The organism is Arthrobacter sp. YAF34 (genome assembly GCF_052113245.1).
GTDB lineage: Bacteria > Actinomycetota > Actinomycetes > Actinomycetales > Micrococcaceae > Arthrobacter.
In genome coordinates, this window is sequence record NZ_JBFRCV010000022.1 from 1 (window position 1) to 17156 (window position 17156).

Annotated in this window: 26 protein-coding genes and 1 pseudogene; 16 read left to right on the forward strand and 11 right to left on the reverse strand. The window is 64.0% G+C overall.

All coding sequences use genetic code 11. The annotated features are described in order from the left end of the window. A pseudogene (locus AB4Y72_RS18910) lies at nt 1–240 on the reverse strand (hypothetical protein); the annotation flags it as partial. 131 nt (nt 241–371) lie between these two features. Further along, nucleotides 372–1631 carry a coiled-coil domain-containing protein gene (locus AB4Y72_RS18915; protein ID WP_441427677.1) on the reverse strand — a complete coding sequence of 420 codons (1260 nt, stop codon included), beginning with the start codon at nt 1629–1631 and terminating at the stop codon, nt 372–374. 166 nt (nt 1632–1797) lie between these two features. Here AB4Y72_RS18915 and AB4Y72_RS18920 point away from each other — a divergent pair, with 166 nt between their 5' ends. Continuing rightward, nucleotides 1798–2310: a hemerythrin domain-containing protein gene (locus AB4Y72_RS18920; RefSeq protein WP_441427678.1), complete on the forward strand. Its 513-nt coding sequence runs from the start codon at nt 1798–1800 to the stop codon at nt 2308–2310. A gap of 67 nt (nt 2311–2377) precedes the next feature. Here the strand turns inward: AB4Y72_RS18920 and AB4Y72_RS18925 are convergent, their stop codons facing one another. The 5 genes from AB4Y72_RS18925 to AB4Y72_RS18945 all read right to left on the reverse strand — a co-directional run bounded on the left by AB4Y72_RS18925 (nt 2378) and on the right by AB4Y72_RS18945 (nt 6631). Continuing rightward, the gene (locus AB4Y72_RS18925) at nt 2378–2602 is read right to left on the reverse strand and encodes an FMN-binding protein (protein ID WP_441427679.1); all 225 of its coding nucleotides are present in this window, start codon (nt 2600–2602) and stop codon (nt 2378–2380) included. 311 nt (nt 2603–2913) lie between these two features. Beyond that, entirely contained in the window at nt 2914–4350 is a 1437-nt protein-coding gene (locus AB4Y72_RS18930) for a ferredoxin reductase family protein (protein ID WP_441427680.1), read from the reverse strand. Between the two features lie 242 nt (nt 4351–4592). Next, a complete protein-coding gene (locus AB4Y72_RS18935; RefSeq protein WP_441427681.1) occupies nt 4593–5360 on the reverse strand; it encodes an SCO1664 family protein in 768 nt (255 codons plus the stop codon). Beyond that, nucleotides 5360–5914 (reverse strand): DUF3090 domain-containing protein, encoded by a 555-nt coding sequence (locus tag AB4Y72_RS18940; protein WP_441427682.1) that lies wholly within the window; start codon nt 5912–5914, stop codon nt 5360–5362. Before AB4Y72_RS18940 ends, AB4Y72_RS18935 begins: the two co-directional genes overlap by 1 nt. Nucleotides 5915–5938: 24 nt before the next feature. Further along, entirely contained in the window at nt 5939–6631 is a 693-nt protein-coding gene (locus AB4Y72_RS18945) for a histidine phosphatase family protein (protein WP_441427683.1), read from the reverse strand. Between the two features lie 32 nt (nt 6632–6663). On the opposite strand from AB4Y72_RS18945, the gene AB4Y72_RS18950 reads away from it, so the two are divergent. The 3 genes from AB4Y72_RS18950 to AB4Y72_RS18960 all read left to right on the forward strand — a co-directional run bounded on the left by AB4Y72_RS18950 (nt 6664) and on the right by AB4Y72_RS18960 (nt 8088). Then, a complete protein-coding gene (locus tag AB4Y72_RS18950; protein WP_441427684.1) occupies nt 6664–6894 on the forward strand; it encodes a hypothetical protein in 231 nt (76 codons plus the stop codon). Nucleotides 6895–7009: 115 nt separating this feature from the next. Beyond that, a complete protein-coding gene (locus AB4Y72_RS18955) occupies nt 7010–7663 on the forward strand; it encodes a TetR/AcrR family transcriptional regulator (protein ID WP_441427685.1) in 654 nt (217 codons plus the stop codon). Then, a complete protein-coding gene (locus tag AB4Y72_RS18960) occupies nt 7660–8088 on the forward strand; it encodes a universal stress protein (protein WP_441427686.1) in 429 nt (142 codons plus the stop codon). The genes AB4Y72_RS18955 and AB4Y72_RS18960 overlap by 4 nt, the downstream gene beginning before the upstream one ends. Before the next feature lie 824 nt (nt 8089–8912). Here the strand turns inward: AB4Y72_RS18960 and AB4Y72_RS18965 are convergent. Further along, nucleotides 8913–9077 carry a hypothetical protein gene (locus AB4Y72_RS18965; protein WP_441427687.1) on the reverse strand — a complete coding sequence of 55 codons (165 nt, stop codon included), beginning with the start codon at nt 9075–9077 and terminating at the stop codon, nt 8913–8915. A 253-nt stretch (nt 9078–9330) separates the two neighbouring features. Between AB4Y72_RS18965 and AB4Y72_RS18970 the strand changes: the two genes are divergently transcribed. The 5 genes from AB4Y72_RS18970 to AB4Y72_RS18990 all read left to right on the forward strand — a co-directional run bounded on the left by AB4Y72_RS18970 (nt 9331) and on the right by AB4Y72_RS18990 (nt 11680). Further along, complete coding sequence (locus AB4Y72_RS18970) at nt 9331–9693, forward strand: DUF488 domain-containing protein (RefSeq protein WP_441427688.1); 363 nt, start codon at nt 9331–9333, stop codon at nt 9691–9693. Between the two features lie 496 nt (nt 9694–10189). Continuing rightward, nucleotides 10190–10612 carry a GNAT family N-acetyltransferase gene (locus tag AB4Y72_RS18975; protein ID WP_441427689.1) on the forward strand — a complete coding sequence of 141 codons (423 nt, stop codon included), beginning with the start codon at nt 10190–10192 and terminating at the stop codon, nt 10610–10612. A 149-nt stretch (nt 10613–10761) separates the two neighbouring features. Beyond that, on the forward strand, nt 10762–11172 hold the full coding sequence (locus AB4Y72_RS18980) for an AbiTii domain-containing protein (RefSeq protein ID WP_441427690.1): 411 nt from the start codon (nt 10762–10764) through the stop codon (nt 11170–11172). A 2-nt stretch (nt 11173–11174) separates the two neighbouring features. Continuing rightward, nucleotides 11175–11468 carry a hypothetical protein gene (locus tag AB4Y72_RS18985; RefSeq protein ID WP_441427691.1) on the forward strand — a complete coding sequence of 98 codons (294 nt, stop codon included), beginning with the start codon at nt 11175–11177 and terminating at the stop codon, nt 11466–11468. Nucleotides 11469–11554: 86 nt separating this feature from the next. Continuing rightward, entirely contained in the window at nt 11555–11680 is a 126-nt protein-coding gene (locus tag AB4Y72_RS18990; protein WP_441427692.1) for a hypothetical protein, read from the forward strand. Between the two features lie 536 nt (nt 11681–12216). Here the strand turns inward: AB4Y72_RS18990 and AB4Y72_RS18995 are convergent. Genes AB4Y72_RS18995 through AB4Y72_RS19005 form a run of 3 tightly spaced genes read right to left on the reverse strand, consistent with a single transcriptional unit; the run spans nt 12217 to nt 13806 of the window. Further along, nucleotides 12217–12612: an Asp23/Gls24 family envelope stress response protein gene (locus AB4Y72_RS18995; protein WP_441427693.1), complete on the reverse strand. Its 396-nt coding sequence runs from the start codon at nt 12610–12612 to the stop codon at nt 12217–12219. Beyond that, on the reverse strand, nt 12605–13219 hold the full coding sequence (locus AB4Y72_RS19000) for an Asp23/Gls24 family envelope stress response protein (RefSeq protein ID WP_441427694.1): 615 nt from the start codon (nt 13217–13219) through the stop codon (nt 12605–12607). Before AB4Y72_RS19000 ends, AB4Y72_RS18995 begins: the two co-directional genes overlap by 8 nt. After that, the gene (locus AB4Y72_RS19005) at nt 13210–13806 is read right to left on the reverse strand and encodes an RNA polymerase sigma factor (protein ID WP_441427695.1); all 597 of its coding nucleotides are present in this window, start codon (nt 13804–13806) and stop codon (nt 13210–13212) included. Before AB4Y72_RS19005 ends, AB4Y72_RS19000 begins: the two co-directional genes overlap by 10 nt. Before the next feature lie 252 nt (nt 13807–14058). Between AB4Y72_RS19005 and AB4Y72_RS19010 the strand changes: the two genes are divergently transcribed. The 7 genes from AB4Y72_RS19010 to AB4Y72_RS19040 all read left to right on the forward strand — a co-directional run bounded on the left by AB4Y72_RS19010 (nt 14059) and on the right by AB4Y72_RS19040 (nt 17036). After that, nucleotides 14059–14499 (forward strand): Asp23/Gls24 family envelope stress response protein, encoded by a 441-nt coding sequence (locus AB4Y72_RS19010; RefSeq protein WP_441427714.1) that lies wholly within the window; start codon nt 14059–14061, stop codon nt 14497–14499. Between the two features lie 57 nt (nt 14500–14556). Further along, a complete protein-coding gene (locus tag AB4Y72_RS19015) occupies nt 14557–14736 on the forward strand; it encodes a hypothetical protein (protein ID WP_441427696.1) in 180 nt (59 codons plus the stop codon). Continuing rightward, nucleotides 14733–15185, forward strand: coding sequence for a hypothetical protein (locus AB4Y72_RS19020; protein WP_441427697.1), 453 nt, complete (start codon nt 14733–14735; stop codon nt 15183–15185). The genes AB4Y72_RS19015 and AB4Y72_RS19020 overlap by 4 nt, the downstream gene beginning before the upstream one ends. Next, nucleotides 15182–15769, forward strand: coding sequence for a DUF6286 domain-containing protein (locus AB4Y72_RS19025; protein WP_441427698.1), 588 nt, complete (start codon nt 15182–15184; stop codon nt 15767–15769). The genes AB4Y72_RS19020 and AB4Y72_RS19025 overlap by 4 nt, the downstream gene beginning before the upstream one ends. 48 nt (nt 15770–15817) lie before the next feature. Beyond that, a complete protein-coding gene (locus tag AB4Y72_RS19030) occupies nt 15818–16435 on the forward strand; it encodes a hypothetical protein (protein ID WP_441427699.1) in 618 nt (205 codons plus the stop codon). A gap of 74 nt (nt 16436–16509) precedes the next feature. Beyond that, nucleotides 16510–16743 carry a hypothetical protein gene (locus AB4Y72_RS19035; RefSeq protein ID WP_441427700.1) on the forward strand — a complete coding sequence of 78 codons (234 nt, stop codon included), beginning with the start codon at nt 16510–16512 and terminating at the stop codon, nt 16741–16743. 5 nt (nt 16744–16748) lie between these two features. Then, the gene (locus AB4Y72_RS19040) at nt 16749–17036 is read left to right on the forward strand and encodes a hypothetical protein (RefSeq protein WP_441427701.1); all 288 of its coding nucleotides are present in this window, start codon (nt 16749–16751) and stop codon (nt 17034–17036) included. Nucleotides 17037–17156 lie beyond the last annotated feature (120 nt).

Here is a 17156-nt window from a genome sequence, read left to right on the forward strand (position 1 = left end):
CAGCCACCACAGATGGTGCGCCGGATCGGGGACGCCGCGCAAATTGGCATCGTCGAAGGCCATGGCGTAGCCGTACGTGTAGGCGCAGGCCGGAGTGGAAGTACCGTCGCAGATCCCATAGGGGTTGGTAAGGTCCTTCCCGCGGTAGGTGTTCGATGTGGGCCACCACCGGGATCCGTCGCGTCCCGGATTGGCGGTGTTGACGTAGACCGCCCTAGGAGTGCCACCACTGTCGGTCACGGGTAGTCGTTACTGGACTTATCCATGTGATTTCGGGCCGGACATGTCTCTTCCACTTGTTTCACCTGTTGCCTGGCGACACATCGGACCGGCACGGCCGGCGCCAGGTAATCCCGGATGCCTTGGCGGGGTCAGTACCAGTTGTTGGAAGTCTCGTGGTCCCAGGCGCCGCAGGGTGACCCGTAACGGCCCGCGATGTAGCCGAGCCCCCAGTCGATCTGGGTCCGGTAGTTGGTCAGCCAGTCGGACCCGGTGGACGAATACTTCTCCGGTGGGAGGGCTTGCGCCACGCCGTAGGCGCCGCTGGAGGGGTTGGTGGCGTTGGTCATCCAGCTCGACTCCTGGTTCCACAGATTCATCAGGCACGTCATCTGGTCACCGCCCCAGCCGTGGGCGCTCAGCTGGGACGAGGCGTACGCTTGAGCGCCGCCCGGATCGTTGGCGGCACCGCCGGGGATGTCGGGCAGCACCACGGCGGCCGGGGGGCTCGAGGGCGGGACAGCCGACGCCGACGCCGACGCCGCTGCCTCTGCCTCTGCGGCGGCAGCGGCGGCTGCAGCCTTGGCAGCGGCCGCTTCTGCTGCGCGCCGGCGGGCCTCCTGCTGCGCCTCGTAGGCCGCCTTGGCTTCTACGCCGGCGCGGTAGTTCCGTTCGACGGCCGCGCTGGTGTTCTTCAGGCTTGCCAGCTGCGCGACGAGGGTGTGGCTGTATTTCGTTTCCTCGGCCACCTTCTGCTGGGCCGCCCGTTGGGCGTCCTGTGCGGCGCCAAGTTTCGCCTGGGCCTCCCCGGTCAGCCGCTGGTTCTCGGTCTGCACCACGGCCTGCTGCTCATCCAGGGACGAGGCGACTGCCTCCGCGGCGCGCGAACTGTTGTACGTGTCGGTGGTCCGCCGGGTGACGATCTGCATCATGTCCAGCTTCTGCAGCCCGTCTTGGCTCTGCAGGGTATCCATCACCTGGAAGGGTCCCAGATTGAGTCCCCCGGTCATGTAGTCCTGGGCTGCGAGGGTTCCTGTTTCCCGCCTCAGTTTCGCCGCTGTGGCATGAGCCTTGTCGGTCTTCTCTTTCAGCGCGTTCAGTTTCGCCGTTGAGGCATCAAGGTTGTTGCGCGCGACGGCGTAGGCCAGGCCCGCTTTCACCGCAGCAGCGCCAAGTGAGGAGGCCCGCTGCTCCAGGCCGTCAAGAAGGGCGTTGATCTTCTGGACCTCGGCGCTCTTAGCTGCGGCGTTGCCCTTGGCTGCCTGGACGTCCGCCCACGACGGATAGCCCGACGGTGGTGCGTCGTCCGCACTGGCCATCGGCACGGCAGCGACCGCCAGCAGCGCGGCGGTCGTCAACGCTGCGCAGAACTTGCCAGCGGGCACTTTCGACGTGAACTTGAACCTGAGCATATCCAGCAGAGCCTACTGGGTGGTCCGGGTCCAACCCGGCAGCGGCCCGCGGCGTGGCGCTCCCCAAAGCCGGGCTCGTCTCCTCCCACCCGTTAACGGACACCGGCTGGGTAGAGTGGCCTATGGACCGCGGACACCGGGCCTTAGACATGTAGAAGGGACAACGATGGACATCACCGATGTGATTCTCAACGACCACCATGACCAGCGCCGGATGTTTGCGCTCCTGGATGAAATGCAGGACTCCCCGGCTCCGGATCTGGAAGCGGTCTGGGCCAGGCTTCGCATCCTGCTCGAGGTCCACGCGAAGGCTGAGGAACTGCTGTTTTATCCCGAACTGCTGGCTTTGGGCGCAGGTGCAGGCGGCAAGGACTCCCCGGAGGATGAGACGACCGATGCAATCCACGATCACAACGAGATCCGGGACGCGATCACCGAGGTGGACTCGCATCCGGCCGGCTCGCCGGAGTGGTGGCATGCGGTGGCGAACGTGAACAAGGTCAACGGCGACCACATGGCCGAAGAAGAGCGTGAAGGACTGACAGATTTCCGCCGTCAGGCCAGCCTGGACCTCCGCCACGCCCTGGCCCTGGCATTCTGTTCCTTCGAGGCCGCCCACGCCAGCGGTATCACCGGGCACGACGTCGATCCCGACACCTACGTCCGAGAGCACCGATAGCATTCAGCAGACCCCCGACCTCGGACTGATCCACAGCACGGCTCAAGATCGGGTCCTAAGCGCAGGCTCAGAGATGCGCCGCATCGAGGGCCGACTGGAGGGAGGAGAGGTATCCGTCGCTCGTGATCGTGGCACCGCTGATGGTCTGCACGTTCGCGGACTGAGCTTGGAGCACCTCATCGCGCAGGAGCGGGGCCGCCTCGTTGCTGATCTGCACGGACCGGCCGCCCTCGTCCGTGAGTTGGAGGGGCGTTACATCGGTGATCTTTCCTGCACTGACCGTGATCTGCACCTGAACGTTCCCGTACCGTGTCTGACTTACGGAGCCGGCGAAGGTTCCGCTCCCGTTCGCGGCGGCCGCCGTCGAGCCTGGCGTTCCCGTCGAACCGGTTGTTCCGGACGTTCCGCTCCCGGCAGTGGCTCCCGAGGTGCTTCCGGAGGACTTATGCCCGGACGCACCGGCAGACGCACCGGTTGTTCCGGTTGTTCCGGCAGAGGTCCCGATGGAGGATCTTGCCGCCTCCGTTACGTGACTTCCGGACTGCCATCCGACCACAAGAATCCCTGCGGAAGCCAGGGCCGCTGAAACTGCTGCGCGAGTTCTCACCAGTCAAACCTTTCGTAGTGGAGCTGCTCGTTCCGCACACCTGCTGCGCGTGCGTCTTTGAGGACGTTTTGGGCCCAGGACGCCGGTCCACAGACGTAGACGTCGGCCTCCGTGATGTTTGGTACGTAGCTCCCCAGCCGGTATCCCGAACGGGCGGCGTCGGCGGGCAGCCAGGTCTCGACGCCCGCCGGGCGGCGCCCGGTGAGGTGGTACAGCGTCGCGCCGCGGCGTTGACAAAGGTCCATGATTTCTTTGCCCAGGTACAGCTCCTTTTCGCTGTGTCCGCGCAGAATGACGGTGGCGTTGCCGGGGGTGAAAGGCGTGCTTTCCAGCAGTGCCCGGATGGGGGTAATCCCGATGCCGGCGCCGATCATGACGACATGATTCCGGCTCCGGGCAGCGGTGCTGAAGAGTCCGTAGGGACCTTCAATAGCAACCCTTGTTCCGCGTTTCAGCCCGGCCAATTGGGACGAGCCTCTACCGAGGTTGCGGACCGTGATCCGCAGGGAGCCGCTGGCGCCGAGCTGGAGGGGCTCCGCGGAGAGGCTGAAGGGGTGCGGGGGCCACCACATGCCGGGGGCGAGGAACCGCCAAATGAAGAACCTGCCGCCGGCTCCCGAGAGTTCGTCAAGGTGACGCCCGGTCATCTCAATACTGACGACGCCGGGTGCGACACGCACGACGCGGCTGACCGTGAGTTTGTGCCGGGTAGTGGCCACAATCGGCTCCAAGACCCGGTTATGCAGGAGCACCGCGCCGGTGCCCATGCAGGCAGCCAGCCAGTACCACCGCTGCCAGGTACCCGGTGCGAACAGTCCTCCGACGCTGAACTGGTGTGGAATAGCGGTCAGCACTGCGGCGTAGGTGAGCAGGTGGACGGCATACCAGAATTCGTAAGGGAACCGGCGTCGGACGGCCACCAGGGAGGTGACCACGACGGCGATGAACAGAACCACGGAGACGTAGGCCAGCCACATGTCGGGGACCTGGACCCACAAGTTCACGGCCTCGGTGACGGGATCCAGCCCTTCGGCCATTCCAAAGCCGATTGCAATGAGGATCCCGTGCGCCAACAGGAGGTACAGGGCTGGCTTGCCCAGTTTGCGGTGGACTTCCAAGGCACGGTCATGGCCGAGTGCACCGTCAATGAAGGGAAGCCGGGCGGCCAGGAGCAGCATGAGAAGCACCAGGTCCATCCCGGCCAGGCCGGCCACAATGCCCAGCGCGGTGAAGGATCCGGCGGGAGTCCGGAAGCCGGATGCTCCGCCGTCGGCCAGCCACAAAGCGACGGCGCCCGCCAGGGACGCCCAGAAGAGGACCGTCAACAGATCCGCTCGCAGCAACCGCCGCCGATGCTGCCCCTTAAAGGGGTTCGCGGCGCCACGGGAGCTGCGGCGAACCCCGGGACGGGTCGTCAGAAGTTGTGTGTTCATGTATCCAGAGTGGCGCCTCTGCCTATCATTTCGCTGTGAAAATGCTTGGGGAGGGGGAAGCCGGCTGTTCCCTTGGGGGCGCCCCCACCCACTCTCACGGACAGGTGGTGGACAGGCCCGCCCCCGGCGGGGCCCCACGGAGGAGGCCTCGATCAGGTGCGTTATGTGGGAGCGGCGCCGCGAGTGGACGCCGCCAGGCCATCAACGTGACACAGCCTGCGAAGCCCGTAGCCGTAATTCCTTTAGAACAGCGGCCAGGGCACCGCCGACATCTCACCGCTCGGAGCCGGAAACCGCCCCGCCAAGCGCAACCGGGCGCAGCGCGCGGCGAGCGATGCTATTTCTTCGGCGCTGAGCAAGTCCGCCAGGTGTCGGCCCAGCCCGCCGTGCAGTCCTTCACTGACACGCTCTATGCCGTCGCGTTCCTCGGCGGTCAGAGCGTCTCCCAGCCATCCCCACAGGACCGTGCGCAGCTTGTGGTCACGGTGAAAGGTGAGCCCATGGTCCACGCCGTGCCGGTGTCCGTCCGTCATGGCAAGAATGTGGTCGCCTTTGCGGTCGGCGTTGTTGACGACCGTGTCGAACACCGCCATGCGCCTCAGGGCTGGCGAGTCTTCGTGAACGAGGGCGAGCATCCGTCCGTTCTCATCGCGTCCCTCGAGAACGTGTTTCCAGCCCGTCTCCGGCACCTGGTCGGTCGCGACCAGGTTCACGGCGCTTTGGACGGGGTCCTGCTCCTGCCAGAGCTGCACCATTCCTTCGCCCATCGGACCATCGCGCAGCCAGGTGTGCGGCACGACGTCCCAGCCGAAGGCCCGCGAGACCAGATAAGCGGCCACCTCCCGGTGAGCCAGGGTGCCGTGGGGAAAATCCCACAGCGGACTTTCGCCTGCTATCGGCTTATAGACGACCGCCACGTCGCCGATGCGGCCCAGAAATGTAGCGTTTGAAGCCGTCGTGATGCGGCCGGTGAGCGTCAGCTCGGCGGTCATTAGGTCCGGCGCTGGCATCAGACCTCGGGAAGGGTGCAGATGTGCCCGTCGGCGTCTATGGGGTAACCGCAGAGCGGGCACGTCGGACGCCCCGCGCCCACGATCTCACGGGTGCGCTTGGCGAATGCGCGGGCGGTTCCGACCGGCATTCGCACCAGCAGCATTTCGGGCTCGTTAGCGCCGTCCTCATCAAACGATTCGCCGTCGTCATCAGCATCGACATCGGTGATGGGGTAGGCCTCTATTACGACCTGGGCCGTGGTTGGGTCCCAACTTAGGGTCATGGCGCCAGTGCGAAACTGCTCCTGAACGGCCTCGAGCTGGTCATTGTCGACAAGTTCAAGGGGAGTGCCCGTAGGAACGCTGAAGGGGTTGCCCTCGACGGTGATGAGCTGGTCGAGAATCTCGTCGATCTTCTCCGCAAGGAGAGCCGACTGCTGCTTCTCCAGGGCAATACTCACGATCTGCGTCCCTGCGCGCACCTGCAGGTAGAACGTGCGCGCCCCCGGAAGGCCAATGGTGCCAACGACGACCCGATCAGGCCAAGCAAACTCGTGAACAAGTGTAGGCATGTCAATATTTTAGTCACATGAGGTTCATGGCGCCTTTTGCCCTGCACCGCCCCCCACCGGCGCATCGCCAGCGTGGATGCCGTTCGACAGCCACGACAGATCACCCGCGTCGGTGTTGGTCGCGTAGACGCTCGGCCGACTAGCGCCGTAGCGCACGATCGATACAGAGGCGGGGCCCACGTTAATACGCTGGAACAGGTCAAGGTGCATGCCGAGCGCGTCGGCGAGGATTGACTTGATGATGTCACCGTGACTCACCGCCACCCACACGGCCCCTGGCCCGTGCTCGTCTTCGAAGGCTGCATCGTGGCGTCGAATCGCTGCCACCGACCGAGCCTGCATCGCGGCCATGGATTCACCGCCGGGAAAGACGACGGCGGACGGTTGCGACTGCACAACCGGCCACAAATCCTCGGTCGCGAGATCAGTGAGCGTGCGGCCCTGCCACTGGCCGTAATCGCACTCGGTGAGATCGGGATCGACCGGCGCGTACGGCGTGCCAGCCTGGCGATCGAGGATGATCTGGGCGGTCTGCTGACAACGCTGAAGAGGGCTCGACACCACCCCGACCACGGGTACGGCCGCGAGCCGGTCTCCGGTCAGCGCCGCCTGGTCGCGCCCGATCTGGTCCAGGCTGACACCGACGGCCCGACCGGCCAGCAGCCCAGTGGCATTTGCTGTGGTGCGGCCGTGCCGCACGAGAATAACTGTCGCCATCCACCCAGCCTAACCACCCGGTCGATGGCGGCATGAATCGTACCGAGTCGCGCGTCGAACAGGCAGATAATGCACCGGCTGGACCCTTCAAGCGCGCCGACGCGCTCAAAGCCGCCCAGACGGACTCGTCACGCATTGACCAGCTCATGGCCGACGCAGCAGAACCGGAAGGACCGGCAGAACCGGAAGAACCGGAAGAACCGGCGCAGCCAGGACCCCCGGCCGAAGTCGACCCCTGCGTGGAGGACGTCTTCTTGCGGTGAGGGGTCCTTCGGCACTGTGGGAGCTGCAGGCGTCCAGGGAGCATGGGACGGGCCGGATATTGGCACCGTTATGCCATACGTCAGGACGTATCGCATCTGCTGCGGAGGTGAGTCCATGGAAGCATCAGCCGGGAGCGGTTCAGCGGCAGAGGGCGGCGGACCGGTCGGGGGCGCCCGTGAAAGGATCCTGGATTCTGCGAGGGCCTTGTTCGCAGAGTACGGGGTTGATGCCGTGGACTATGGCCAGATCGCGCGCGCTGCGGCCGTGAACGAGTCGCTCGTCAGCGAACAGTTCCCGCGCATGGAGGACCTGTTCAACGCGTGCGTGGAGCTGCCCGTGGTGCCCGAGGATGAACTTGCCCAGGTCATCGCCACGGCTCCGGACGGGCGCGGGGAGGCCCTCGTGCGGACCCTGCTGAAGGTCTGGGATTCACCGGCGCAATCCGCGATGCTGGGCCTGGTGGGCAAGGCCCTGGGATCAGGGGCCGACTTGTCGTTGATGCGTGAGGTTTTCCTTCGCCGCATCCTGGGCCCCGTCGTGGCGGACCTGGAGACTGACCCGGTGACGGCCCGGCTGCGCGGGGCGCTTGTTGCCAGCCAACTGATGGGACTGGTCATCGTCCGCTACCTCGTCAAGCTCGACCCATTGGCGACCGCCAGTCCTGATGACATCACCCGGTTCCTCGCCCCGACAATCCAGCATTACTTCACCGGCGACCTTCACGCGATCCCGGGCAGCGGGGACCGATCCGGTCCGGGTGATGCATGACCGCCAACGGAGGATTCCGCATAGTGGTGGGGGTGGACGGTTCGGCGCAATCCCGGGAGGCTCTGGACTGGGCCGTGGAGGAAGCCCGGCTGCGCAAAGGTCAGGTGCTGGCCCTCACGGGGTGGAACTTCCCTCATGTCAGCAATGCCATGATGCCGGTGTGGGACTATGAAGGTTTCCAGGCCGACGCCCAATCCGTCCTTGATCACGAGCTTGCTCGGGCGGGGGAGCCAGGGGTGGAGATCACCGGACACATCGTGCAGGGAAATCCCGCGTCGCTGCTCGTCGAAGCGTCCCGGGACGCCGACGTCGTTGCCGTGGGATCGCGCGGCTACGGGGGATTCACTGGCCTTATGCCCGGTTCCGTGTCGGCGCAAACGGTTCACCATGCCCACTGCCCGGTACTGGTCTTTGCCGGTGCTTAGCGGCGAGCCTGCCAAGGAGTGCTGAGGCGATGCAGATCATGGTTGTCATGGACAGGGTCAGGACGGTGAAGTCCAGACCGAGTTGGGCCGGGGTGCCGATCAGGAGGCCGTGGAGCGCGTCTACCTCGTAGGCGAGGCTGACGCCCGAAAAGGACAGAACACCATGGCAGGAATCTTCGAACTGTTCACCGACCGCCAATCACAGGTCAGATTCCGACTCCTCGCGCCCGACGGCACCGTTCTGCACCTTTCGTAGCCATACCGGGACAAGCATGCGGCGGCGGCTATCACCGACGTACGTGAATGCGCCGGCACTGGACTGATGCAGGACCACTGCGCAGACACCGCAGAGGCGGCGTCGGAGTCCGCCAAGCCGCGGGCGGAAACAGCACGGATCCACACCACAGGGCGAACCTCACTCCACGCGGCAACGGCGCACCGGTGCAGAGGTGTGCCGGGCCATCGCCGCGGCCGACCCGAGTATCCGGTGCGTGCTGATGACCGGGGACGCCGACGAAGCGGTGGTCACCGACGATGGCCTGGTGGTCGATCCAGCCTCCGCGGCCTATACGGCAGCCGGACCCGATGCGGGCGCCTGCCTCGACGTATGTGGTTGCACTGATGAAGGAATCCACTTCTGCCCGGGCGCCCGGACCGATCAGGCCGCTGCCGTTGGGGTGCCGGTGGCAAGTAGTGGTCCTGTCGGCATCGTTTTCGACGGTCTCGACGTTTCTCGTCATTCCATTCCTTCGGGCGCTCACGGGCGCCCATTAGGATTTAACGCGGCCTGTTCGGGTTTGATTCCAGAGGCCCCGCATCTGGAATCAGCGCCGGACCAGGCGCAGGACACGCAACTGAGCTCGTCCTGCGCTTGTTCCGTCGTCATCCATGCGTTGAAGAACGTAGCAGAGGAGCTCCGGGGCAACGTCGAGCACATCGCGGGGGAAGAACGTCCGATCCGCCGCATGGAAGCCGGGGAGAGTACTCACGGTTCGACTTTGTCCCGCTGCCCCGGGCCGCTTCGGTCGCCGGCGGTGGAACGGGAGAACTCGTCAGGCGGGGCGTGGGCCCGGGGTGTGCTGAGCGGTCCGGTGCCTGCTCGTGGTCACGTGGCTCCTCGGGGGATTGGGAGAGCATAATGTCACCGAGGACGATGACCCAGAGGGGTTTTCGCCGCTTCGGGCGTCACTGTTCGAAGGACGGTAGCCGCGCCGTGCCGAAATTCAGCGAGGAGGCTGGGGAATGTCGACTGCAGCGGATGTTCAGGTGCGCCGGGTCTATGACGGGACCAGGGACGATGACGGCATACGGGTTCTGGTGGACGGTATCTGGCCCCGCGGGATGACCAAGGTCAAGGCGGCACTGGACGAGTGGTGCAAAGACGTCTCTCCCTCAACGGAGCTGCGCAAATGGTACGGCCACGACCCTGCCAAGTTCGACGAGTTTGCCAAGCGCTACAAGGCCGAGCTTAAGGATCCGGCCCGGGCGCTGGCGCTGGACCATCTGCGCGAACTCGCTAAGGGCAAACGGCTGACGTTGCTGACGGCAACCAAAGCTGCCGACATCAGTGAGGCTCATGTCCTGGCCGACCTGATCGGACGGTAGCCGGCTGACGTCCGGCGCGCCCCGAGAGAAGGGCTTAGGGAAGGACCCGATCCGTGACCGAGGACGGGATCCCCTGACGCGGCCGGAACTCTGATCCCGGCCATACGGTGAGCAACCCGCACGGCGCGAGGTTCGTGCTTTTGTTGATTCGTCCGGGCGCCCCGTCTGCATTACGGAAGCTACCGAGGTTCGCGTAGTGCCCTGGGCGCTGTTGATGCAGCTCACGCGATCGACGAAGGCGAGGGATACCAGGCAGTCTCCGACTGGCGTGTAGACCACGAGGAATTCTGGCATAGCCAAGACTTTCGGGCCGCCTTGGGTGATCCCACTTTTACGGTATCGGACTCGACGGAAGCTGTCTTAGTGCGTTTCTGTGTGCCCATCCAGCGCTGAACTCTCAGCAAGATCCCGGCTCAACGAGTGCACGGTAAGGATCGATTTACGGGGAGGCAACTCATAGCCACCTCAATGATCAAGCTGCGTGTTTGGATTATGCATGACCACCATCAGAGTAGTGAAGGCCAAAGACCTGCCACTCAGCGAAGTCCTTGAGCTATACCGTTCGGTGCAATGGCTTGCCTACACGAAGGACCTTGACAATCTAGTACGAGCATTGGAAGGATCCTCCACCCTCGTGGCCGCTCATGATGGCCAGACGCTGGTTGGGCTAGCGCGAGTCATTTCCGATGGTGCTTCGATTTGCTGCCTCCAGGACATCCTCGTTCGGCCGTCGCATCACAGAAGAGGTATAGGACGAGCCCTCGCTGAACGAGCGCTCGAACAGTACCCGCATGTGCGGCAGAATGTCCTAATCACCGACGACGAGCCGAAGCAGAAAGCGTTCTATGAAGCGCTCGGCTACACCCAGACCGAGGAGTTCCAAGGAGGATCGGTCAGAGCTTTCATCAGATTCGACTGAGTACCCACGTCCGCTAAGGGATCGGCTAACGGGCAGGTTCGGGCACTGATACCGACCTGATATCGGAGATGGCCGGTAGATTCGCTTGGTATGCACTGGGCTTCACGCTGAAGGACTTCAAATGACCAACCAACACTCTGCTCGGCTCCTTGAGGGAGCAAATCCTGGACGAATCAGAACCTCTAGCAGGGCTCCTGCGCAAGTGCTTGCTGCTCGGTGCCGAAACCGGCTCTGAGTCATTGAGGCAATGGGCAAGATACGAGCTCTCCGGATACGACGACGACGCTGAAGTCCCCAGCTGCCGAGTGCTGCCCTCGCCACCGATAACGGTGAGCTCAATTAGTGGGAATACCTGGGCCAAAGGTCAGACGTTCAATCGGCTGCAATTGCCCGTAGAGGCCCAGAAGGGCGTGCCGGAGTCATTTCCACTCCGTCAGCCCATCGAAGAGCTGGAAAGTCTCGCCGGGAGCTCGTCGATCTCCTTTTCCAGCACGGGCCGGGCCTGGCCTATGCTCAGACCATTTGGAACGATGAGCTTGGCCCATTCCAACAGATCCTGAGCATGTCTTACTCAGTTCCCGGGTCGATGCTCACCGGGATTTTAGGTCAGATCAGAACGCAACTCGTCGACGTCGTTGCCGACCTGACTGCAGAGACTCCGCTGACCGAGTTGCCAAGAAAACAAGCTGTGGACGCGGCCGTGGGCCAGCACATCGGTACGCAGTACAACACCACGATTCAGGCCGCAAACGGTCCTACTGCCATCGGTTCGAAGGCAAAAGCCAAGGCCGAGGGATTGAGTGTCGAAGACGCGATCAAGCTGCTCGACGGCGTTCAGTCCATGGCAAGGGGGTAGATGACGATGAGAACCGATCTGATCTGATTACGGCGGTCGAGGAACTCCGGGTAGCAACCCAGCAGGAAACACCGAATACCGGCGACGTGGTGAAAAAAGCAGGCAAACTAAACGCCATCGCCGCACGGATTGGCGCTACGGCCGTCAGCGCAGCCGTCAGCGGCGCGGTAGAAACAATCACTACGCTGGCGCTCTCCGGCGCCTTCGGATGATTCACGGCAAGCTGCAAGCATGGCCGTGAAGGATCCCTAAAGGGAACGGCAAGACCGGCCATTTCAGGCTGCCATTTAATCGCTATCCCAGGTTGACGGCCACAACCGTGCACCGTACCGAAAGTTGCACCTGTGATCGGTGATTGTGGCGGGGTTGTGGGACAACATACGGGACGGCCAGGTTACGCGGCGGGCTGCGGTTCGCGGCCAGCGGGGGAGCGTCCCCCGGTGGCTGTCCTGTTTCAAGGAAGTGGAACACCCCCGCAGACGTACTGTGCGTCCAGCTGACTGCGCGTTTCCAGACAAATCAGCCACAAGGCACCACCCCTTGGGTGGGCCAGCGGGATGCAGAGTCACACCCGGCGAGGCCACTCTCGGCCTCCCAGCCCAGCCCAGCCACACCCATCCATTAAGAGGGGGCGCCGGTCGTTGGGGTCCTTGGCAGAAGATGCAACCTGCAGGGTCGGCAGTGTCGGTTTTCATTGGCGTGAACGCATCCTGCACGACCGGGCGGTGGAGCCGGCTAATGCCCCGGGCTACAGCATTGTTGCGCCGCGGTGGGGCTCTATGGCGAGGATGGTGACGTCGATCGTGCCGGGTGTGAGGCCGGTGCGGCTTATGTTTTCACGCACGCGTCGTCGAACTGTTTCGGCGACGTCGAGGGCGGTGTAGGCGATGTCGGTGGCGATGTCGAGGTGGACGCGTGCGGTGCCGCCGCTGATTGTCGCCGTGACGCCGTTTTGCCGGTAGGTGCCGTCCTGGCTGCCGGGATTGCGGAGGTATTGCCGGGCGGCGGGACTGAGCCGCGCCAGGAAGCCTTGGATCGTGGGTTCAAGTCTGAGGACTCCGGGTGTTTCCAGTGTGGTGCGCGTGGCGATGGAGGCGATGAGCCGGCTGGTGATGATGGAGCCCTTGAGGGATTGGTCAGACATCGTAAAGGTCCTCAACAGTGATATTGACGGTTCCGGCGCTAATACCGACGCCGGCCGGAAGCGCGTTGCTGATCCATTCTCGCAACGCCTCCATTGTCCGAGGGATGATGATCCCCTGGGCGGCGGCCACCCAAAGATTGACGATGAGGCGGGGAACATCGTTGGTGGCGGTACCGGTGGTCCCGGAGGGGTGGTCTTCACCGGCGAGACTGGTGATGGCGGACCGTATTTCGATCCGGCAGCGTCGTGTGTAGACGCCGGGGATCGCTGCCGCCGCGACGCGGATGAGGGAGCTCAGGGCCTGTTCGCTGATCTCCGTGGTGCCGTTGTCTGCGCTGCGCAAGAGGATGCTGCTGCCGCGGCGGACTTGAGCGCGAGCCACATCCATGATGGCGTTTTCGATCCCGGGACGGGGTTTCAGTGCGGGATCGTGAAGGTCGCTTTCGCGCAGTAAACGGGTTGCTTCGCCGAGTCTTTGCAGTCGGGTTCTGGCAGTTTGGCATTGTTCACAATGTTCTTCGTGTGCGGTGGGTGGCCGGTCGATGGTGGCCCAGATGCGGTCGATGCTTCGGCCGCAGCCGAGCCGGGGGATGTCTTCTAGCGCCATTCGCTCATCCGTCCTGCTATCTCGTGCCGTGCCCGGGCGAGTGTGCCGCGAACTGCTGTCGGGCTGATCTTCAGTGTGACACCGATCTCGGCGTAACTGCGTCCGTGCATTTCCCGCAGCAGCCAGCAGGCCCGCTGTGCCGGGGGAAGCGTGTTTAGGACTGCGGTCAGGCCATCCTGTTCGGCGGACCATTCGGCCTCATGGGCCGGATCCGAACCGGCCGGCACCGCGCGGGCGCAGGCTTCAGGTGTGGTGTCCATGTCCTCAGGTTGGATGCAGTTCACGGCATGGGCGGACCGCTTACGCAGCAGGTCCAGGCATTTGTTCGTCGCCAGCCGGTAGATCCAGCCACCGAATGCATTGACGTCAGCGAGCATGGGAAGACCTCGCCAGCTCGTTGTCAGAGTCTCCTGCACGATGTCTTCGGCTTCGCCATGGTCGTTGAGCATCCGATACGCCAGCCGAAAAATTTTGTACTGATAGGTGAGCACCAGGTGTTCGAATGCTGCCAGGTCGCCGTCCTGGGCACGGGCGACGATGCTCCCTTCGTCCAGGTCCGGTTCGAAGCCGCGGCCATGATCACCCATGCGCTGTCCATCCCGTCCGGTGACTTACCGGTATCTGGCCAAATATGCCACAGCCGGGCAACGCCGGGAACATGCCGAGGCTCCGTTGCCCAGTGAGGAAAATAATCTGCGCCATCACGTGACGATTCCTGTCGGGTTTCGTCTTTACGGGTGTAAGTACGATCACCAGTCCACGAGGAGATGTTTTCCATGACAGAGACACCCAAAACCCCCGGAACTGCCAGCGGCGTCATGGCCACACCCGACGATCAGATGCGCGGCGGCGCGCTGGAACAAGTGAAGGCGAGGGACGCACTGCACACCGATCGCGGCGACACCACGATCGAGGAAACCGTAGTGCAGAAGCTGGCCGGCATAGCGACCCGCGAGGTTCCCGGTGTGTACGCCATGGGCAGTGCCGGCCGGCGCGCGTTCAGCGCCATGGCCGAACGCATTCCCGGTTCGCAGACCAATGTCAGCGGGGGCGTCAGCGTGGAGAAGGGCGAACGTCAGACAGCCATCGACGTTTCCATCGTCATCGATTTCGGGTTCTCCGTGGTGGAGGTGAGCCAGGCCATCCGCCGCAACATCATTCAGTCCGTTGAGCGCGCCACCGGGCTGGAAGTGCTCGAAGTGAACATCAATGTCACCGATGTGCACCTGCCCGAGGAGGAACACGACGACCAGCAGGTCCAGAAGACCCAACTGCAGTAACCACCCGTCACAGAATCCTCCGCCAAGGGGAACGGGACGATGAGGAAAAGGATGGCTATGTCTACTACACGGTGGTGCCTGACGATAGGTCTAGTTCTGGGAATTGTCTTGGGCTTCGGCGGCTGGCTGGCGCTACTGTCCGCGGTGATCCTCGGATTTATCGGACTGCTGGTCGGCCGGGTCGCGGAAGGAAAACTCGACCTGCAGGCCCTGTTCGGTAGAGCATCTAGCCGATGAACCCTCCAGGAGCCCACGCCCTGCCCTTGCCAGGGGACGGGGCCGGGGGCGGGTCCTTGCCCGGGGCCGGGGACGCCGGCCCGGGTTTTGTCGAGACGGGCACGCGGGGGCAGACCGTCCTGGCGGCCAGGGTGATCGAGAAAATCGCCGCCCAAGTGGCCAGCGACGAGTCCTCCGCGGGAGGTTCCTCCGGCGGATTTCTGGGCATCGGGAACCGTGCAGACCTCTCTGCCCGGCCCAAGGCATCCGTGGAACTCGCCGGGAACATCGCGACTCTAAGGGTCGAGGTCGGGATGCTCTACCCTGTGCCGTTACGCCAAGCCACCGAGGCTCTGCGCGGCCGGATCAGGACCAGAGTGACGGAGTTGACCGGAGTTGACGTCCGCGAGGTTGACATCAGGATCTCGTGGCTGACTACCGGCACCAACGGACGAAGGAGGTTGCTATGAGCCGGCACGGCCAACGGTCCTCGCGCCTGCGGCACCGGCCCAGCCGCGCCGTCCCGTCGCTCATCGCCGGAACCCTGCTCCTGGCCGTCGGGGTCGCCTTGGTCTGGCTGGCCATCATCCGGCTGGTCAACGGCGCGTGGCCAGCCCTGCTGCACGGGCCCCGCGACTGGCTCGCCGCGTTGACATGGAACGATCCCGCCTTGCGGCAGATCGGGATAGCCGCCGTCATGGCAGGGGTGATCCTGTTGCTGTGCGCCATCATTCCTGGGGGGTTCTCTGCCCTTACGATCGATGATTCGGACAGCCGCGCCGGGGATGAGGCGCCGCCGGTGCAGGAGCGGGAGACAGTGATGACCCGCCGCGCCGTCGCCCGCCTGGCGAAAGCCCGGTGCCTGCAGATCGACGGCGTCGGTGCCGCCACAGCGACAGCGACTACCCGGCGCGTACACCTGAGCGTGAAGACTTCCCTGCACGATCCAGGGGACCTGAGCACCAGGATCATCGAGGCTGTCCGGGCTCGTCTGGAAGAAACCGGGCTCTCCCCGGTTCCGCAGGTTACCGCCACGGTCCGGTCCAGAGACTAAGACTATTCGCGCACCCGCGCGCCGCGACTATTTGAAGGATGGTTTCCGATGAGACAGACCGCAGGGACCCTGAACCGGATCTGGCTGGCAGTTCTCGGCATCCTTGTCCTGGCCGTCGGCACTGCTCTGCTCCTGCAGTCCAACGGGACACTGCATGCTCTTTTGAACACCGCTCGCTTGTGGGAGTCCGTCGTCACCGGTGACCTGCACGCGTTCTTTGCGCAGCCGTGGGTGGCGGCCACCCTACTGATCATTGGCATCATCATCGCGGTGCTCGGGCTGCTGTGGATCACCGCCCAGATCCCAAGGAAAAACACGGCAGGCGCCTACCGCCTCCATGACGACGGCAGCCAGGGATTCACACTCTGCGACCCGTCCGTCCTCGCCGCCGCCGTCGAAAACCGGATCAACACCCTCCCCGGTGTCATCAGTTCCGCGGTCCTTCTGAGAGGAACAGCCAGAGCTCCCGACCTGAGCCTGAGGGTGACGGTCAACGACAGGGCCGACGTCCAGGACCTCATCCACCGCATTCAAACATCCACCCTGCCGGAGCTCTCCTACGCACTGGAAGCGCCCCTGCAGCGCAGCCAGCTGCAGATCGACATCAGCGGGCGAACTCAGGGCACCGGAACCGTGGTGCATTCCACCGGCACTGTCGTCCAGTAGCCACGGAACACGCGACGGAGCGGTCCCGTCTACGGAGGCGGAGGCAGGTCACTTTGTGGCGCTAGAGTTTGGTCATGATCGTTCGGCTCAACGGCACCCACGGGGCGGGAAAGACAACGACGAGCGCGCTCGTGCAGCAATTGCTGCCCGACGCGCGCGTCCTCGACGCTGAGAAGGTCGGTGAGGTGCTCATGGACATTGATCCGGGACTTCCCGCGACGGACAACTTCCAGCACTGGGAGCCTGGCGAGCGCTCGTGGTCGAAACCGCTCGTCGTGTGCTCGAGTACACCGGAGGGACCCTCGTGATGCCGATGACTGTCCTGGTCGAGAGCTACTGGCGGGAGATCAGCGGTGGCCTCACCGAGTACGGCATACCGATCCAGCATTTCGTGCTTCACGCCGACCAGGCCACGCTCCGCGACCGCATAGACAACGACGAAAAAGCCGCCGGCCCTTCGACGTTCTGCTTGGCATACTTGGGGCCGTACGCCGAGCCAGCTCAGACCTGGCTGCACAATGAAGCCGAGGTCATCGACACCACACATATCACAGCGGAACAAGCCGCACAGCAGATCGCGGCTTCGGTGCTTGGCCGCTGAGATCCAGAAAGGGCCGATGTGCTTGTGTGCTGAAGGATCGGCGGACGCTATCGGGGCCTGATCGTATAGCCCGCGACTTCCCCTCGGTCTGTGACGATGGGAGTCAAGTCATCCCACGGT

Coding starts and splice junctions, on each gene's coding strand:
- AB4Y72_RS18970 (WP_441427688.1), top strand. CDS start 9,331: ATGTCGACTGCAGCGGATGTTCAGGTGCGCCGGGTCTATGACGGGACC.
- AB4Y72_RS18955 (WP_441427685.1), top strand. CDS start 7,010: ATGGAAGCATCAGCCGGGAGCGGTTCAGCGGCAGAGGGCGGCGGACCG.
- AB4Y72_RS19040 (WP_441427701.1), top strand. CDS start 16,749: ATGACTGTCCTGGTCGAGAGCTACTGGCGGGAGATCAGCGGTGGCCTC.
- AB4Y72_RS18920 (WP_441427678.1), top strand. CDS start 1,798: ATGGACATCACCGATGTGATTCTCAACGACCACCATGACCAGCGCCGG.
- AB4Y72_RS18995 (WP_441427693.1), bottom strand. CDS start 12,612: ATGTCTGACCAATCCCTCAAGGGCTCCATCATCACCAGCCGGCTCATC.
- AB4Y72_RS19015 (WP_441427696.1), top strand. CDS start 14,557: ATGTCTACTACACGGTGGTGCCTGACGATAGGTCTAGTTCTGGGAATT.
- AB4Y72_RS19000 (WP_441427694.1), bottom strand. CDS start 13,219: ATGGCGCTAGAAGACATCCCCCGGCTCGGCTGCGGCCGAAGCATCGAC.
- AB4Y72_RS19010 (WP_441427714.1), top strand. CDS start 14,059: ATGCGCGGCGGCGCGCTGGAACAAGTGAAGGCGAGGGACGCACTGCAC.
- AB4Y72_RS18915 (WP_441427677.1), bottom strand. CDS start 1,631: ATGCTCAGGTTCAAGTTCACGTCGAAAGTGCCCGCTGGCAAGTTCTGC.
- AB4Y72_RS18945 (WP_441427683.1), bottom strand. CDS start 6,631: ATGGCGACAGTTATTCTCGTGCGGCACGGCCGCACCACAGCAAATGCC.
- AB4Y72_RS19020 (WP_441427697.1), top strand. CDS start 14,733: ATGAACCCTCCAGGAGCCCACGCCCTGCCCTTGCCAGGGGACGGGGCC.
- AB4Y72_RS19030 (WP_441427699.1), top strand. CDS start 15,818: ATGAGACAGACCGCAGGGACCCTGAACCGGATCTGGCTGGCAGTTCTC.
- AB4Y72_RS18950 (WP_441427684.1), top strand. CDS start 6,664: ATGAATCGTACCGAGTCGCGCGTCGAACAGGCAGATAATGCACCGGCT.
- AB4Y72_RS19025 (WP_441427698.1), top strand. CDS start 15,182: ATGAGCCGGCACGGCCAACGGTCCTCGCGCCTGCGGCACCGGCCCAGC.
- AB4Y72_RS18985 (WP_441427691.1), top strand. CDS start 11,175: ATGTCTTACTCAGTTCCCGGGTCGATGCTCACCGGGATTTTAGGTCAG.
- AB4Y72_RS19005 (WP_441427695.1), bottom strand. CDS start 13,806: ATGGGTGATCATGGCCGCGGCTTCGAACCGGACCTGGACGAAGGGAGC.
- AB4Y72_RS18935 (WP_441427681.1), bottom strand. CDS start 5,360: ATGCCAGCGCCGGACCTAATGACCGCCGAGCTGACGCTCACCGGCCGC.
- AB4Y72_RS18940 (WP_441427682.1), bottom strand. CDS start 5,914: ATGCCTACACTTGTTCACGAGTTTGCTTGGCCTGATCGGGTCGTCGTT.
- AB4Y72_RS18960 (WP_441427686.1), top strand. CDS start 7,660: ATGACCGCCAACGGAGGATTCCGCATAGTGGTGGGGGTGGACGGTTCG.
- AB4Y72_RS18975 (WP_441427689.1), top strand. CDS start 10,190: ATGACCACCATCAGAGTAGTGAAGGCCAAAGACCTGCCACTCAGCGAA.
- AB4Y72_RS19035 (WP_441427700.1), top strand. CDS start 16,510: ATGATCGTTCGGCTCAACGGCACCCACGGGGCGGGAAAGACAACGACG.
- AB4Y72_RS18930 (WP_441427680.1), bottom strand. CDS start 4,350: ATGAACACACAACTTCTGACGACCCGTCCCGGGGTTCGCCGCAGCTCC.